Annotated in this window: 15 protein-coding genes and 1 tRNA gene; 7 read left to right on the top strand and 9 right to left on the bottom strand. The window is 40.0% G+C overall.

The window, feature by feature from the left end:
* Positions 1-92: 92 nt before the first annotated feature.
* On the top strand, positions 93-863 hold the full coding sequence (gene surE / locus K333_RS0102495) for a 5'/3'-nucleotidase SurE (RefSeq protein WP_024989054.1): 771 nt from the start codon (positions 93-95) through the stop codon (positions 861-863).
* The gene (gene lpxB / locus K333_RS0102490; protein WP_024989055.1) at positions 860-2,002 is read left to right on the top strand and encodes a lipid-A-disaccharide synthase; all 1,143 of its coding nucleotides are present in this window, start codon (positions 860-862) and stop codon (positions 2,000-2,002) included. Before surE ends, lpxB begins: the two co-directional genes overlap by 4 nt.
* A gap of 12 nt (positions 2,003-2,014) precedes the next feature.
* On the opposite strand, the gene K333_RS0102485 is transcribed toward lpxB, so the two are convergent.
* From K333_RS0102485 to rsfS, 3 genes are read right to left on the bottom strand one after another with little or no spacing between them, the layout of a single operon-like run.
* Positions 2,015-2,893 carry a phosphatidate cytidylyltransferase gene (locus K333_RS0102485; RefSeq protein ID WP_027452290.1) on the bottom strand — a complete coding sequence of 293 codons (879 nt, stop codon included), beginning with the start codon at positions 2,891-2,893 and terminating at the stop codon, positions 2,015-2,017.
* Between the two features lie 2 nt (positions 2,894-2,895).
* Positions 2,896-4,977 carry an ATP-dependent zinc metalloprotease FtsH gene (ftsH, locus tag K333_RS0102480; RefSeq protein ID WP_024989056.1) on the bottom strand — a complete coding sequence of 694 codons (2,082 nt, stop codon included), beginning with the start codon at positions 4,975-4,977 and terminating at the stop codon, positions 2,896-2,898.
* A gap of 32 nt (positions 4,978-5,009) precedes the next feature.
* The gene (rsfS, locus tag K333_RS0102475; RefSeq protein ID WP_024989057.1) at positions 5,010-5,366 is read right to left on the bottom strand and encodes a ribosome silencing factor; all 357 of its coding nucleotides are present in this window, start codon (positions 5,364-5,366) and stop codon (positions 5,010-5,012) included.
* A 198-nt stretch (positions 5,367-5,564) separates the two neighbouring features.
* Between rsfS and K333_RS0102470 the strand changes: the two genes are divergently transcribed.
* Positions 5,565-5,635, top strand: a tRNA-Gln gene (locus K333_RS0102470).
* 146 nt (positions 5,636-5,781) lie between these two features.
* On the opposite strand, the gene K333_RS0102465 is transcribed toward K333_RS0102470, so the two are convergent.
* The 4 genes from K333_RS0102465 to K333_RS0102450 all read right to left on the bottom strand — a co-directional run bounded on the left by K333_RS0102465 (position 5,782) and on the right by K333_RS0102450 (position 11,467).
* Entirely contained in the window at positions 5,782-7,581 is a 1,800-nt protein-coding gene (locus tag K333_RS0102465; RefSeq protein WP_027452289.1) for a DUF349 domain-containing protein, read from the bottom strand.
* Positions 7,582-7,713: 132 nt separating this feature from the next.
* Positions 7,714-8,640, bottom strand: coding sequence for a magnesium transporter CorA family protein (locus tag K333_RS0102460; RefSeq protein ID WP_024989058.1), 927 nt, complete (start codon positions 8,638-8,640; stop codon positions 7,714-7,716).
* 349 nt (positions 8,641-8,989) lie between these two features.
* Positions 8,990-10,444: an aminoacyl-histidine dipeptidase gene (locus tag K333_RS0102455; protein ID WP_027452288.1), complete on the bottom strand. Its 1,455-nt coding sequence runs from the start codon at positions 10,442-10,444 to the stop codon at positions 8,990-8,992.
* A 12-nt stretch (positions 10,445-10,456) separates the two neighbouring features.
* Positions 10,457-11,467, bottom strand: coding sequence for a lysylphosphatidylglycerol synthase transmembrane domain-containing protein (locus K333_RS0102450; RefSeq protein WP_024989059.1), 1,011 nt, complete (start codon positions 11,465-11,467; stop codon positions 10,457-10,459).
* Positions 11,468-11,908: 441 nt separating this feature from the next.
* Between K333_RS0102450 and rsmA the strand changes: the two genes are divergently transcribed.
* The 3 genes from rsmA (at position 11,909) to rsgA (ending at position 14,279) form a co-directional block, all read left to right on the top strand.
* Positions 11,909-12,706, top strand: coding sequence for a 16S rRNA (adenine(1518)-N(6)/adenine(1519)-N(6))-dimethyltransferase RsmA (gene rsmA / locus K333_RS0102445; protein WP_024989060.1), 798 nt, complete (start codon positions 11,909-11,911; stop codon positions 12,704-12,706).
* 76 nt (positions 12,707-12,782) lie between these two features.
* Positions 12,783-13,343 carry a ribosome recycling factor gene (gene frr, locus K333_RS0102440; RefSeq protein WP_024989061.1) on the top strand — a complete coding sequence of 187 codons (561 nt, stop codon included), beginning with the start codon at positions 12,783-12,785 and terminating at the stop codon, positions 13,341-13,343.
* Positions 13,344-13,346: 3 nt separating this feature from the next.
* Positions 13,347-14,279, top strand: a complete 933-nt coding sequence (gene rsgA / locus K333_RS0102435; protein WP_024989062.1) for a ribosome small subunit-dependent GTPase A — start codon at positions 13,347-13,349, stop codon at positions 14,277-14,279.
* A 36-nt stretch (positions 14,280-14,315) separates the two neighbouring features.
* On the opposite strand, the gene K333_RS0102430 is transcribed toward rsgA, so the two are convergent.
* Complete coding sequence (locus tag K333_RS0102430; RefSeq protein ID WP_024989063.1) at positions 14,316-15,185, bottom strand: aldose 1-epimerase family protein; 870 nt, start codon at positions 15,183-15,185, stop codon at positions 14,316-14,318.
* A 136-nt stretch (positions 15,186-15,321) separates the two neighbouring features.
* Between K333_RS0102430 and K333_RS0102425 the strand changes: the two genes are divergently transcribed.
* Positions 15,322-16,200 carry a DMT family transporter gene (locus tag K333_RS0102425; protein ID WP_024989064.1) on the top strand — a complete coding sequence of 293 codons (879 nt, stop codon included), beginning with the start codon at positions 15,322-15,324 and terminating at the stop codon, positions 16,198-16,200.
* 15 nt (positions 16,201-16,215) lie between these two features.
* Here the strand turns inward: K333_RS0102425 and K333_RS0102420 are convergent, their stop codons facing one another.
* The gene (locus K333_RS0102420; RefSeq protein ID WP_024989065.1) at positions 16,216-16,689 is read right to left on the bottom strand and encodes a GAF domain-containing protein; all 474 of its coding nucleotides are present in this window, start codon (positions 16,687-16,689) and stop codon (positions 16,216-16,218) included.
* Positions 16,690-16,845: the final 156 nt, after the last annotated feature.

The raw sequence follows: 16,845 nt of genomic DNA, 5'->3' as shown, positions 1-16,845 counted from the left end.
AAGTTTTGATTGCAAAGTTACAAATTATATGTGAGAAATACGATATTTAAACCTTTTTTTAGTACTTTTGCATCGAAATTAATGAGTGAAATATGAAAGATAAGAAACCTTTGATATTGATTTCGAATGATGATGGATATCATTCGGGAGGAATAAGATATCTTGTTGAATTCCTTAAAGATATGGCCGATATTCTGGTGTGTGCTCCGGAATCTGCTCGGTCTGGTTATTCTTGTGCTTTTTCTGCGGTTGAATATTTACGCTTGAAGCGGCGTTATACAATTCCTGATGTTGAGGTGTGGTCTTGTAGTGGTACTCCTGTGGACTGTGTTAAAATCGCTCTTGATCAGTTCTGCAAAGAACGTAAACCGGATCTTATCCTTGGTGGTATTAATCATGGTGATAATTCTTCTGTAAACAATCATTATTCTGGTACGATGGGTGTTGCCATGGAGGGATGTATGAAATATATTCCTTCGATTGCATTCTCTAGTTGTAACTATGATGAAAATGCAGATCTAAGTTATTTGTCAGAGTATGTGCGGTCTATTGTTGCTCGTGTGTTAAAAGAGGGATTGCCTAAAGGAATTTGTCTGAATGTTAATTTCCCAAAGATGCCACCTTTTAAGGGTACAAAAATATGTAGGATGACTTATGGTAGTTGGATAAATGAGGTCGTGAAAGAACGTCATCCTCGTAATTATGACTACTATTGGATGGTAGGGGAGTATCGTAATGATGAACCTGATGCCGAAGATACTGATCAGTGGGCATTGACTCATGGATATGTATCTATCACACCTACAACGATGGATGTTACAGCTTATGAATTTATGAAAGAACTCAAAAACTGGAATTTATGAAATACTATATTATCGTAGGGGAAGCTAGTGGAGATTTGCATGCTTCAAGATTAATGCGATCTTTGAAATATTTTGATCAGAATGCTGAATTCCGTTTCTTTGGCGGCGATCTGATGAAAGCTGAGGGGGGTACTTGTGTACGCCATTATAAAGAGCTGGCCTATATGGGGTTTGTTCCTGTTCTTCTTCATCTTCCTACGATATTTAAGAATATGGCTATGTGTAAACAGGATATAGTCACTTGGAATCCAGATGTGGTTATTCTTGTTGATTATCCTGGCTTTAATCTGAATATAGCCAAGTTCTTGAAGGCCAAGACTAAAATTCCGGTTTATTATTACATTTCTCCTAAGATATGGGCATGGAAGGAATGGCGAATAAAGGCTATAAAGAGGGATGTGAAAGAAATGTTTTCTATCTTGCCTTTTGAAGTGCCTTTCTATGAGGAAAAGCATAAGTATAAAATACATTATGTGGGTAATCCTACTGCACAGGAAATTGCTGAGTTCCGCTCTGATTATCATGAAGGTTACGAGGATTTCTGTAATAGGAATAATCTTGACTCTTCGCGCCCTATTATTGCGCTTCTTGCAGGTAGTAGAAAACAGGAAATTAAAGATAACTTACCTGCGATGGTGGAGGCTGCTTCGCATTTTGAGGATTATCAGATTGTTTTGGCTGGTGCTCCTTCTATAGAGGATAAGTTTTATCAGAAGTATATTGATGGAACTTGTGTGAAAAAGGTCAGTAGTGATACTTATCCGCTGTTGGCGCATAGTCAGGCGGCATTGGTTACCAGTGGAACGGCAACTCTTGAAACGGCTTTGTTTGATGTCCCTCAGGTCGTTTGTTATGAAACGCCATTACCTAAGTTTATTCGTTTTGCCTTTAAACATATTATTAAGGTGAAATTTATATCACTGGTAAATCTGATAGCTGGTAAGGAAGTTGTTCCAGAAATGCTTGCAGACCGTTTTACGGTGGATGGACTCGTGGATGAATTATATAAGATTCTTCCAGGACAGAAATATCGGGAACAAATGCTTGAAGGATATCAGGGTATTCGTATAAAACTGGGCAACACTATCGCTCCTGATAATGCTGCCCGTATTATGGTTGATCTCTTGTCTCAGAAATAGACAAGAGATTTTTTAGAACATAGTGATAGTATATAGATAGATGGTTGCGGCAGGAATGGCCATGAGCGATGAATCGAATCTATCAAGCATTCCACCGTGTCCCGGTAATATGTTGCCGCTATCTTTGATGCCAAGGGTGCGCTTGAAAAGGCTCTCTACAAGATCACCCCAAGTGCCAAATACAACCACTACTAATCCAAGTCCAATCCAATGTGTAATGTTCATTGTTGATAAAATCGTACCATTGTTCTCGAGATTGGAGGCCCATAAGAAATAAACTAGATTGGCAGCGATAATGACAAAGATACTTCCACCAATGCTACCTTCCCAACTCTTTCCAGGACTTATTCGTGGAAAGAGTTTGTGCTTACCGAATAACGAACCGCTACAATATGCGCCCGTATCGTTAGTCCATAGGAATATGAATATGCTCATGGGTAGGATTGGTGCATATTCCGTAGAACCGTCATTGGTACCAAGGAACGCTAATACGTTTGTCATGGACAATGGCAGGGCTATATACATCTGTGCTAACATGGTATAGGCCCAATCGTTTATCGCGTTCTCATTTTTGGTATATAGTTCACTAATGAATAAGTAAACGATCGTTAGCAGATAAGGGATGAATGCTGCAGAGCTCACGAAGCCTGAGCAATATCCGGCGAATGCTAGATATAAATATACTCCTGCTGCAGTAGAGATGAATCGGTTTACAATGATTTTGTCAGACTGATTGATTAAGCCTGTGTACTCCCAGATCGTCATTCCCGTAATGATGGCAAAGAGTATTGTCATGGAGAGGCAGGAATATAGGATTCCTGCTACCATTAATACCACAAAAAAAGCACCTGTGATTGCTCTGATAACCAGATTTCTTTGTTTGTCACTCATGATTATTCTGCTTTATTATCAATGTTATTGTCAGAATCGTTTGGTTGTTCTGCTTCACCTTCTTGAGCATTTAGTCTTCTTTCATGCTCTTCGATGGCTTTTTTGACTTCTGGTAATTCTTTTACGGCAGCATCGACCTTTGGTTGCTTGTCGTTCATGATTTCCTGACTTCTACTTATCCAAGGGCGTTTACCGAAGATCTTCTCTACATCCTCTGCCATGATGACTTCTTTCTGTACCAGAAGTTCTGCCAGTTGGTTGTGTCCTTCTTTGTGCTCTGTAAGAATTTCCTTTGCACGTTGGTACTGTTCGTTTATCATCTTCAGTACCTCACTATCGATCTTCTGAGCTGTTGTGTCTGAGTAAGGCTTCTGGAATTGATATTCGTTATTGTTGTAATAACAGATATTTGGCAATTCGTCGCTCATACCCATATAGGCTATCATGCCGTATGCGCTCTTTGTTGCACGCTCAAGATCGTTTACAGCACCTGAAGAGATGTGACCCGTGAAAAGTTCTTCTGCAGCTCTACCACCTAATAGACTACACATCTCGTCAAGCATTTGCTCCTTTGTTGTGATCTGTCGCTCTTCTGGTAGATACCATGCTGCTCCAAGAGCCTGACCACGTGGCACGATGCTTACTTTGATCAATGGGTTCGCATATTGACAGAACCAACTGATCGTAGCATGTCCTGCTTCGTGAAGTGCAATCGTTTTCTTCTCTTCGGCGGTCATGACTTTTGTTTTCTTTTCCAAACCACCGATAATTCTGTCAACGGCATCAAGGAAATCCTGTTTGCTGACGTTTTTCTTGTCGTGGCGGGCTGCAATAAGTGCTGCTTCGTTACAAACGTTGGCAATATCGGCACCGGAGAATCCTGGAGTCTGTCGTGCTAACAGGTCTATATCTACGCTTTCGTCATATTTCACGCGTTTGAGATGAACCATAAAGATAGCTTTGCGCTCTTGTAGATCTGGTAGGTCGACATGAATTTGTCTATCAAAACGTCCTGCACGGAGTAGTGCTGAGTCTAACATATCAACACGGTTTGTTGCTGCAAGTATGATGACACCACTATTTGTGCCAAATCCATCCATTTCGGTGAGCAATGCATTGAGGGTATTCTCTCTTTCATCGTTACCTCCCATAGCAGGATTTTTAGAACGAGCACGGCCTACGGCATCAATCTCATCAATAAAGATGATACATGGTGCTTTTTCCTTAGCCTGACGGAAAAGGTCACGAACACGGCTGGCTCCGACACCGACAAACATCTCTACGAAGTCTGAACCGCTCATAGAGAAGAAAGGAACACCTGCTTCTCCTGCAACGGCTTTGGCAAGTAAGGTCTTACCAGTTCCTGGAGGACCTATCAAAAGGGCGCCCTTAGGAATCTTTCCACCAAGGTCGGTGTATTTCTTTGGATTCTTCAGAAATTCTACGATTTCTTCGACTTCCTGTTTTGCTCCTTCCTGACCAGCAACATCTTTGAAGGTAATGCCTAGGTCATTTCCTTTTTCATACATCTTGGCCTTTGACTTTCCAACGTTGAATACGCCCCCCATGCCACTACCAGAGCTGTTGCCGCCCATTCTTCTGCTTATCCACCAAATGAAGATAAAGAAGAAAATTATCGGTGACAGTTGGATGAGAATGTTTATGAAGTCGCTGCTATGCTTGTTCTCGTAGCTGAAAGCCTTGATCTTATGTGCATTTTGTTCTGCTGTAAGGAATTTCTCCAATTCGTCAACAGAACCGAATTCAACTTCTACATATGGGTTTGGGCCAACCTGTTTAGCACTTAGGTTGAATACTTGTCGGATGTATTTAGCTTGTACATACATCTTAAGTGTACTTTCATCTTTGTTGATGACAACATTGAGAGCATATCCTCTATTTACATAATCTTTGAATTCTGTGTAAGAGGCCTTCTGTGCTGCACTACCTCCGAGTAAGTTTCCACCTCCTGTCATAAAGAGGAAAATTAAACCTACAAGAATGGTTATGTAGAGCCAGCTCATGTTGAAGCGTGGCATCTTAGGTTGCTTGTTATTGGAATTATTTAAATCGCCTTGTTCCATGATTCTTATTAGTTATAAATGTAAAATCGCTATTAGTATTCATCAGGAATACGGGTTAGTTTAGCATCCTCCCAAAGATTTTCCAAATCGTAGAATTCTCTAGCTTCAGGGAGGAAGATATGGACAAGTACATCAACATAGTCCATAGCGACCCACTGATCTGTTTCGAGTCCTACAACGCTGACTGGTTTTTCTCCTTCTTTTCTAGCAAATTCAGAAACGGATTCTGCGATAGCTTCAACTTGGGTAGGGGAGCCCCCTTGGCAAATAACAAAATATTTGGCAATAGCACCGTCTATATGAGTTAAATCTACAATAACTATGCCTGATCCCTTTTTCTCTTGTATACCTTCTGTTATAGTCTTAACTAATTCTTTTGCTTCTTTCATTCAAATGATAATTTCAATTATATATAATAATGTATATGTGAGGACAAAGGTAGTGTAAATTATGTAAAATGCAAAGAAAAGCCTCCTAAAATCGGAGATTTTTGATTTTTTTTAGAAATTTCTTCCAAAAAGTTTTGGCGGTTCGAAAAAAAACAGTACCTTTGCACTCGCAATAAGGGAAACAACCTATAGCAATAATGGGATATGGTGTAATGGTAACACTACAGATTCTGGTCCTGTCATTCCTGGTTCGAGTCCGGGTATCCCAACATAGAGCATCTTACAATGTAAGATGCTTTTTTTTCGCCCTTACTTTTAGACAATTATAATTGTTAATGATAGAGGGGGTGTCTTTTAGGTGTTATAAATGTAAAACGCCCTCTATTCTATAACGAATAGAGGGCGTTCTTATTGATTATTTATTCTCTGCGTCGATAGCTTTGATTTTTTCTCTTACCAGTTTTAAATCATCTCTAAGTTTTTCAACTTTTCGATTCATTTCGTCTATTAAGCTATTTCCTTTTTTGCTTGACGCATTAAGGAATCCGAGATTGTTTTCATATGTGTTAATCTCGCCTTTCAAGGCCTCGTAGCGATGCATGAGTTTTGCACGTTCGTTATCGAGTGCATCTTCACCCTTGCGGGCAACGTTTTTAAGGTTGCTCTTGAAGTTATCGAGACGTTTACGTGCAATATTAATATGCAAATCTTTATAAAGTTTGTCAAGGATACTATGATACTCTTTATAGATATTATCCTTTTCTTTATAAGGAACATGGCCTATGCTGTTATATTCTTCTACAAGTTTCTGAACTTTCTCTTGTAGCCCTTCGTCAGTTTGATCTACAAGTTTCTGAAGTTGAGCGATAATGTTCTTCTTCTTGTCAAGGTTCTCATGTTCAGCATTCTTTGTACCTGCATTAGCAGCATTTCTGGCTTCAAAGAAATGATTGCATGCAGCCATAAAGTCATTCCATAGCTGATCACCTAGTTTTTTAGGTACCATGCCTATGGTTTTCCATTCTTTCTGCATAGCAATAAACTTGTCACTAGCAGATTTCCAGTCTGTTGAGTCTGTTAAAGCTTGCGCTTTTTCGACAAGGGCTTTCTTCTTTTCTGCATTTTCTGCAAATTTATTTTTCAGTTCCTTGAAGAACTCTGCTTTTCTTCCGAAGAAATCGTCGCAAGTAGCACGGAAACGTTCGAAGATTTTCACGTTCATCTTCTGAGGTGCGAAACCGATCTTTTTCCAGTCTGCTTGGATAGCGATAATTTCCTTAGTATGTCTTTCCCAATCAGCAGCACCTTTGTTTTCTTCTTTGGCAATAGCCTCTGCTTTTTCGCAAAGGGCAGTTTTCTTGGTAAGGTTTTCTTCCTCTATTGCACGCAACTCTTCAAAGTGTTGCTGATGCTTCTTGTTGATAACAGTACTTGCGGCTTTAAATCTTACCCAGATACTCTCTCGAAGTTCCTTAGCCACAGGACCTGTCTCGCGATACTGCTGGTGGAGCTCCTGAAGCTGATGGAATGCGCTGATGACATCCTCTTCGTCGTTTAGTTTCTCTGCTGCCTCGCATAGCTTGGTCTTGATTTCCAGATTCTTCTTGAAATCATATTCGCGAGCTTCTCTGTTCAGATTAAGTAAGTCATAGAATTGTTCAACGTATAGCTGATAATTTCTCCATAGCTCACTCGCTTTCTCGGCCGGAACGGTTTTTATCTCTTTCCATTCCTGTTGTAGAGCTTTGAAGTCCTGATATGACTTATTGGCTTCTTCAGGAGAAGTAGCCATTGCTTTTATCTTTTCGATGATTTCTAGTTTTCTTTCTAGATTCTTCTTTTTCAGTTCTTCCTGCTCAAGGAAAATCTTTGCTCTTTTCTCCTTGATGATTTGCATCTCGGCCTTAAAGACTTCCTCGTCTTCATCAGGTAAAATCTGGAAATTCTCAGCCTTTCCGCCATTGTCGAGGAATTCTTTCATTTGGTTTTCACGTTCTGCAAAATGTAGTTTGTAGAAGAGAGTCTTCAAGTGGTCAATTTCATCCTTTTGTGGACGGTCTTCACTACGTGCAATTTCAGTTACACGTTCCAAAATTTCCTTTTTGGTAGTGTATGCTTTCTTTGCTGCGTCTTCTACTTGAGCAGTAGGTGATTCAACCTTTTGCTCTTTTTCTAAATTTCCCTGATTCAGGGCATTCTCTTGAGAGTCCATCATGTCACTTTTTAGTTTATGATTCGGGTTTCAAGGCTTGCTATAAGGCTAAGCCACAATTACTTAATTAAGTTGCAAACTTAAATAAAATAATTGTAAATTCCTAATTTTCGATGTTTTTTTTCGATTTTTTCTTTATAGTAGTCTCTTATAGCGTAGAATCCACCATGAAAGTCCTGATACGATTACGGAGATTACGATGGCGATGACGAATCCGAAAGGACTTCTTTCCATTCCGTTGATCAGGTTCATACCAAAGAGTGATGCAATAAGTGTTGGGAACATCATGATGATACTGACGGAGGTCAGCGTACGCATCGTGGTGTTCATATTATTGTTGATGATGCTGGAATAGGTGTCCATTGTGGATTCCAAGATATCCGAATAGATATTGGTGGTTTCGCGAGCCTGTGACATCTCAATATTGACATCTTCTATCAAGTCAGCATCCAATTCGTCCACCTGTAATTTGAACTTCAATTTCTGGAGCAGGTTTTCGTTTCCACGGATAGAGGTGATGAAGTAGGTCAGGGAGTCTTGTAGACGGCTCAAACCAATAAGGCTTTCGTTGTTTACACCTTGGTCAAGATTTCTTTTGGCCTTTTCTATCAATGAGTTGATTTGCTTTAGTCTTTTCAGATACCATACTGCAGATGATAGGAACAGACGGAAAATTAAATCGACATAATCTGTGAAACCGACACCTCTCTTTTGCTGGAAACTGACAAAGTCGATCATCATGTTCGTTTCATAATAGCATACGGTGATGGTGACGTCTCTTTTATGGATAATACCCAAAGGTACTGTAGTATAAGGTGTACGAGAACGTATTTCTTTTACATATGGGATACGTAGGATGATAAGCATCCAGCCGTCATCATATTCGTAACGTGCACGCTCATCGGTATCGCTGATATCTGAAAGAAAGTAGTCAGGGATATTATACTCTTGTTCAAGTAATTGCTGATCTTCGTCGGTTGGACATGTTACTTGAATCCAGCAATTTGGCTGCCATTCATTGATAGCCTTCAGGTTATTTTCAATGTTCCAAAATGTTCTCATTGTTGCTAATCTCCATGAATTAAACGAGTGTGAGGATTAGCAATCTGCAGAATCCTCACGCTTATAAATTGTTATCTTCCGCGTGATAATCGTCCATTTGAATTAATAAATTGATTTTTCCGGTTGCAAAGATACAATAAAAAATCGATAAGCGAGTACAGAATATAGAGTTTTTTGCGTTAACGTTTGTTCTATTTCTCTCATGGTATGGATATGGTCATGGTTTACTCTTTTATCGGGTGAGTCATATTATATATAAGGTGAGTTTGGAAAATAAATTAAGGCATAGTAACAATACAAGGGTATCATCACTATGCCTTTAAATGTATATTTAGGTATTGGTTACATTTTACTTCTCAGGAATCTCTTCGAGAACTTGTGTCATGAGTTTCCAGAAAGGTTCTGCTGTAGCAATCTCAAAGCGCTCACTTGCTGTATGTGGACTGCGGAGCGTAGGACCAAGAGAAACAACATCAAGATTAGGATATTTGCCCAGGATTACTGAACATTCTAGACCTGCGTGGTCTACCTGTACGATAGCTTCCTGATTGTTTTGCTCTTTGTATACTTTCTTCAACAAACCGAGAATCTCACTGTCTGGATTTGGATCCCAGCCACCATATGAGCCACTTAGTTCTGTCTTCATGCCTGCCATGCTGAAGCAACTTTCGAGTTGAGTAGCAATATACTCCTTCATATCTTCGCGAGAACTACGAGCGAGGATCTTGAAGCTTGCTTTACCTTCATTAATGTTGATAATGGCAAGGTTGCTGGAAGTTTCTACAACGTCAGGATATACAGGAATCATTCTTACAACACCATTATGACAAGCATAAATCGCATCGATAAGGTTGTCTTGGATTTCTTCCGGAACTAGATTCTTCGGAGCCTCAACGTTCTCGGTAAAGAACTCTACATTGTTCTCGATGGTCTTGAATTCATCTTCGATAAGTTCTTTCTGTTCCTTCACTAACTTCTCTAAGTGCTCAACTTCAGCTTTTGGTAATGCTAAAACAACTTCAGCCTTGAAAGGTATTGCGTTGCGCATGTTTCCACCCTGCCAACTAACAAGTCTTGCGCTACATTCAGCAATAGCTTTTCTTACCAAGCGAACCATCTCTTTGTTAGCATTGGCACGACCCTCATTGATCTCGAGACCAGAGTGACCACCACGAAGACCTTTTAAAGTTACCTTTACGGCAGTTTCCTGATCGTTTTCTACCTCTTTATATTCTAGATTTGCTGTAATATCAATACCACCAGCGGAACCGATAACAAACTTACCCCATGTCTCAGAATCAAGATTCAAAAGGATATCGCTGTTCAACTCACCCTCAGGAAGATCGTTTGCACCATACATACCGGTTTCCTCATCGCGAGTGATCAAGGCCTCTAAAGGACCATGTTTCAAGTCTTTGCTTTCCATGATACCCATAATGGTAGCAACACCGATACCGTCATCACTTCCTAGTGTGGTGTGGTTTGCATATACCCATCCGTCCTCAATGTGAGTCTCGATAGGATCGGTCTCAAAATTGTGTTTGCTGTCTGGAGCTTTTTGCGGAACCATATCCATGTGAGCCTGCATCAATACAGTCTTTCTGTTTTCCATGCCTGGTGTAGCAGGTTTGCGCATAACAATATTTCCAGCAGGATCCTGAAAAGCCTCGACGCCAGCCTTCTTGGCAAAGTCGAGTAAGAATTGCTGTACCTTCTCTACGTGTCCAGAAGGGCGAGGAACTTGTGTTAATGCATCAAAGTTGCGCCAAATGGCTTCTGGTTTTAAATTTGCAATTTCACTCATAGTTTTATAGTTTTAATTAAGAATTTTATCTGTATCTTTTTTCTTTCCGGTTAACGCTAAGGCTATCCAAGCGTAGATGCCAAGTAGGATAACGAGTAGTGTTTGAACCGAATGTACGATGAGTACAAAATATAGCGCATCATAGGTTCCTATACCATAAAGGATAAGCATTGTCTTTACCGCGAAATGCCAAGGACCAGCTCCGTTAGGAGTAGGAACAATGACGGCAATACTTCCTACGATAAATGTAACCAAGGCACAGGCGATGCTGAGATGACTTGTAGCTTCGAAACAGAAGAATGTAAGATAGTAATGAAAAAAATAGCTTCCCCATATTGCGATAGTAAAAAATATAAATAAGGGGATGTTCTTTACGTTCTTCAGAGAGATAACCCCTTGCCAGATACCTCCGATAGTAGATTTCACCTTATCGTATATAGACAATTTGCGTAATAGATACCAAGCTAAGATAAGTATGGAAATACCACAAACTGCTGTTACCAGATAACCTGTGGTTGTGAATTGACCAAATATAGAGTTTATGCTGGTGCCTGTTTTTCTGAAGAAGGTGAGGAATATAGGTATTTGAGCAAGAAAGGTAAGGGCTGCTATCAATAAGATTAACAAGGAATCGATGGCCCGTTCTGTGACAACAGTTCCTATGGCTTTAGGAAAAGAAACCTTATCCCATCTTTTCAGCACACCGCATCTGGCAAATTCGCCTACTCTAGGGATGACTAACGAAACAGCGTAAGATAAGAAAATAGAGTATACGCTTACTGAACTTCTTGGCTTTTCGCCGACCGGTTCCAAAGTCTGCTTCCATCTCCATCCACGAAAGGCTTGAGCAAGTATTCCGAAAGGAAAGGAGAGGAGCATCCAAGTCCAGTTCATTTCGTCTGTAAGCACATGGCGTACTTGTTGGAAATTGAAATCTCGATACATCCAATAAAGAATAGCGCCACCAAGTATGATGGATAGTGATATCTTCCAAGCTGTGTTTACTACATTTTTATAGTTCATAATACGTGCAAAGATAATACATTATCTCGAGAACAAAGAAATCGAAAATGTAAAATTTCGGAATTTTATGAAAAACTTATTCTTGACGTATGTCAATCTATTGACGAAAATCAATAAAAACGCCCTAAAATGAGCTTTTTAGCATAAATGTTTGCGCACACAGCAAATAATATTTATCTTTGCATCGGTAAAAAGATATATGAGAGGATAATTTAAATTAAAACATTTTATTATGGTTATATTAATGAGTTTTGCCGTAGTAGCAATCATGATTGCACAGGCAGTAAATTTGGGGCATAAGATTAACTTGAAAAAGTAATTGCTCCTTTCTTTTTTTGAACGAATTTATAATAAAAATATGTGTGGCGAATCGATTTAGGTCGGTTCGCCACTTTTTTTTCATTTTTATTTTGTATCTTTGTCCCAAAGAAATAAATTCGTATGAAAGCAGTCAAACCGAAAAAGAATTTAGGTCAGCATTTTCTTACCGACTTGAATATTGCTAAGCGTATTGCTGATACCGTTGATGCCTGTCCCGACATACCTGTGCTTGAAGTTGGACCAGGTATGGGCGTTATGACCCAATATATTGTAGAGAAGCCGCGTCCTTTCAAGGTCGTAGAGATAGACCGCGAGAGTGTGGCTTATCTGAATGAAGCATTTCCACGTTTGCGTGATAACATCTTGGGTGAAGACTTCTTGCGCATGGATCTTACAAAGGTGTTTGATGGACAGCAGTTCGTACTTACGGGAAACTATCCATACGATATCTCATCACAGATATTCTTCAAGATGCTTGACAACAAGGATCTTATACCTTGTTGTACGGGTATGATTCAGCGAGAGGTTGCCTTGCGTATTGCTAGTAAACCGGGGAATAAGGCATATGGCATTCTTTCTGTTTTGATTCAAGCTTGGTATAATTGCGAGTATTTGTTTACCGTTGATGAGAACGTTTTCAATCCACCTCCAAAGGTGAAGAGTGCAGTTATTCGCATGACTCGTAATGAGGTGACAGACCTTGGATGCGATGAAAAACTTTTCAAGCGTTTGGTAAAGACTGTTTTTAATCAGCGTCGAAAGATGTTACGTGTCAGCATCAAGCAGATGTTCAGTAGAGAATGTATGCCTTCTGCAGAATTCTTTACGCAAGATATCATGACGAAGCGGCCGGAACAACTCACGGTAGCACAGTTTGTAGAACTTACCAACATCATAGAAAAAGAACTGTCTCGATGAGAAAAAATGTGGTCTAAACATTGTGATATTAAAATTAATATATAAATTTGTCGATTAGAAATTAAATATAAGAATTATGATAGACGTAAAAGAAACTTTGAAAGGTGCCGAAGAGAAAATGCAGAAGGCATCGAAGTATTTGGAGGAAGAACTTGCTCGCATTCGTGCCGGACGTGCTAATGTTGCAATCCTCGATGGTGTAAGAGTAGAATCTTACGGTCAGATGGTTCCTCTCAATCAGGTTGCTAATGTGTCAGTTCCTGATGCTCGTACCATCACAATCCGTCCTTGGGATCGTAAGCAGATCCGTGATATCGAAAAAGGTATTATGGATAGTGATGTTGGTATCACTCCTGAAAACAATGGCGAGATGGTAATTCTGCATTTGCCTCAGCCTACCGAGGAACGTCGTAAGGAACTTGTGAAGCAATGTAATAAAATCGGTGAAGGTGCAAAGGTACAGATTCGAAACGTCCGTGCCGATGTTAAGGAAAAGTTGAAGAAGGCTATCAAAGATGGTCTTTCTGAGGATTTGGAGAAAGATGCAGAAGCTGATCTACAGAAAGCTCACGACCGTTTCATCAAGGAGATTGATGGTATTCTGGCTGCTAAGCAGAAAGAAATCATGACGGTATAATTCATGAAAGGATTAGTTATTAAAAATACTGGCTCTTGGTATACCGTAAAGACCGATGATGGCAAGGTTATCGAGAGCAAGATAAAGGGTAACTTTCGACTCAAGGGTATTCGTTCGACGAATCCTGTCGCTGTGGGCGACCGTGTCGAGATTGTTACCAATCAAGAGGGTACGGCGTTCATCACTTCGATTGATGATCGTCGTAACTACATTGTACGCAAATCACCTAACCTTAGTAAGCAGAGCCATATCCTAGCGGCTAATCTTGACCAAGCATTTCTTATAGTCACTGTTAGTCATCCTCAGACAAGTACAACCTTTATAGATCGTTTCCTTGCTGGAGCGGAGGCTTATCGTGTACCTGTTGTCTTGGTATTCAATAAGCGTGATATTCTTGATGAAGATGAACAGCGTTATCAGCAGATGATGATGACACTCTATAAGACGATAGGTTATGATTGCTGTGAGATTTGTGCTGCTACGGGTGAAGGAGTTGATGAGTTGCGCCCACTATTAGCTGATAAAGTAACACTCTTCAGTGGCAATAGTGGTGTCGGTAAGTCAACTCTGATAAATATATTGATACCAGAGGCACAGCAACGTACTGCAGAAATCAGTGATGCACATGACACCGGTATGCACACCACGACATTTAGTGAAATGCTGGAGCTTCCTAATGGAGGATATGTCATTGATACTCCTGGAATAAAAGGTTTTGGAACCTTCGATATCGAGAAAGAAGAACTAACCAGCTATTTCAGAGAGATATTTGAATTCTCCAAAGAGTGTAAGTTCTCGAATTGTACGCATACCCATGAACCAGGATGCGCAGTACGTAAAGCCGTTGAAGATCATTTTATAGCCGAGAGCAGATATCAGAGTTATCTGAGTATGCTCGAAGATAAAGAAGAAAATAAATATCGCGAAGCCTTTTAATGCCTCGCGATATTTTTTATCCTAATGTCTCTATTCTTATTCACCGATGGTGATCGTATATTCTGACATAAAACTAGCACCCGGTAAGAGACTATTCATCAGATATTTCTCCTTGAATTCGCCATCAAATTCAGCCCAGTCGTGAATGCCATACCACGGTTCGATACAGATGAAAGGAGCATGCTTGCCATAAGGATTCCAGATGCCGACAGCAGGAGTCTTCATGTCAACGGCCACCAAAGTCTCGTCATCTTCTCCAAGGATTTCGATATGTTTTAGCTGTTGATGGTCGAAGATTACAGCGTCCTCCTTGAAGGTTTCCTCATCAACCTCCCAGATACCATCTTTCGTTTCTACCTTATGGTATCCAGGAACGATACAACCATTTCTGTTGCCGAACAATCTCATCGGTTCCGACTCGTCAAGGCGTAGTCGGGCATGCATAGGCTCACCTTTCTCACAACCCGGTACGAGGAATGCAGGATGACCGCCAATCTGGAAATGAATCTCCTTATTGTCCGTATTTTCCACGTGCCATACCACATGAATTCTGTTACCATCAAGTTTATAGCTGATAGCCAAGTTAAAGTGGAATGGATATTTCTTATATGTTTCTGGTGTATCATGTAAAGCGAAAACCACCTGGTTATCTCCTTTAGCAATAATATGAAAATCAGAGTCCCGTGCAAAACCATGGCGATGGAGTTGATATTCCTTACCTTTTACCCGATAAGTATCTTCCCAAAGTCCACATACGATAGGGAAGAGGATAGGAGAGTGACGATTCCAGTACCTAGCGTCACCATCCCAAAGATATTCTTTACCATCAGCATCTTTGATACTATGCAATTCAGCTCCATGCTCTGCGATTACCACAGTAAGTTTTTCGTTCTTGATTTGTTCCATCGCTATATGACTTATTTTATTATCATCGCAAATATAATAAAAAACAGCATGAAAGAGTGAAAAAGAAGAAAAGTTTTCGTAATTTTGTATCGTTTCTTGTATTTTGATACAATACGGAGATAATATAATAACGAGAATGGACAATAAGGTAAAAGGTTTTATTGCAGGCATTTTGGCCGCAATCTTCTATGGTACGAATCCCTTGGGAACATTACAACTCTATCAGGATGGTATCAACTCTAGTAGTGTTTTGTTTTATCGATATGCTTTAGCGGTACTGATGTTTGCCGTTTGGATGCTTTTCCGTGGTGAGAGTTTTCGTATCAAGTGGGGCCATGCTATCCGTTTTGCCATGTTGGGCGTGTTCTTTGCCCTGTCATCAACGACACTTTATCTAAGTTTTCATTATATGGATGCAGGAATAGCCTCTACGATACTATTCTGTTATCCTATCATGACAGCAATACTGATGATAGCCTTTTTCCATGAAAAGTTTACGTGGCCTACGACTTTGTCGATAACACTTGCAGTTACAGGTATTGCCCTTTTATATCGAGGTGATGGTACAACAACATTGAGTACGGTAGGAATAACTTTAGTTATATTATCGTCATTATTATATGCGTTCTATATTATTTCCGTCAACCAGTGGACTCCCCCTTATGATTCTCTGAAGTTTACCTTTTGGATTGTGTTCTTCGGACTCTTCACCGTATTAGGATATTCATTTGTGGTAGGTGATGAAATACAACTCCTACATGGAGTTCGTGAATGGGCTTGTGCAATACAGTTGGCATTGATGCCTACCGTGTTGAGCTTGTTCTTTATGACCATTGCGATAAAGAACATAGGTAGTACACCATCTGCTATCATGGGAGCATTGGAGCCAGTGACGGCCGTGTTTATAGGTGTTGTCATTTTTGGTGAGAGTTTCACCACCCGATTGGCTATAGGTATCATATTGATACTCTCTGCAGTATTACTGATAATACTCAAATCCCATCATCATGACTAAAATAAAACAGCCGACCTATAGGTCGACTGTTTCCGTTATGATAGAAGCAATTCTTTCAAGATAAGTTTGGTCTGTTTCATCAAAGGCAGCTAAGTCTTTACTGTCGATATCTATCACACCGACGACATCGTTACTATGCTTACTGAATATTGGAACCACAATTTCAGAGCGCGACAGCGAAGAACAAGCAATATGTCCGGGGAACGTTTCTACGTCATCTACGATGACCGTTTTAGCCTCTGCCCATGCCGTACCGCATACACCTTTACCTTTCCCAATAGAATAACAAGCAACAGGGCCTTGGAAGGGACCTAACTGCAGTTTTCCTTCATGAACCATATAAAATCCTACCCACCAGAATCTTTCGGGAAAAGCCTCTTTGAGTAGTGCCGAGATATTAGCTTCGATACCTACAATATTCTTTTCTCCCTCAATAAGGCTTTGCACCTGTTTTACGGCAAGTGCGTAAATCTCTTTTTTGTTTTGCATTGGCTTTCTCTACGTTTTAGCATGATCATGCTAGTTATACATAATATGTCGCAAAGTTAACAAAAACCATTGAAATAGTTGGAACTTCATTAGAAAATTATTAATTTTACCGCATAGAATACCTAATGATAATTTTGACAGATTATAGTATAATAT

It is taken from the genome of Segatella albensis DSM 11370 = JCM 12258 (assembly GCF_000426565.1).
Taxonomy (GTDB): Bacteria; Bacteroidota; Bacteroidia; order Bacteroidales; family Bacteroidaceae; genus Prevotella; species Prevotella albensis.
The sequence above is the reverse complement of the archived record's forward strand: the minus strand, read 5'-3'. Positions and strand labels throughout refer to the sequence as shown.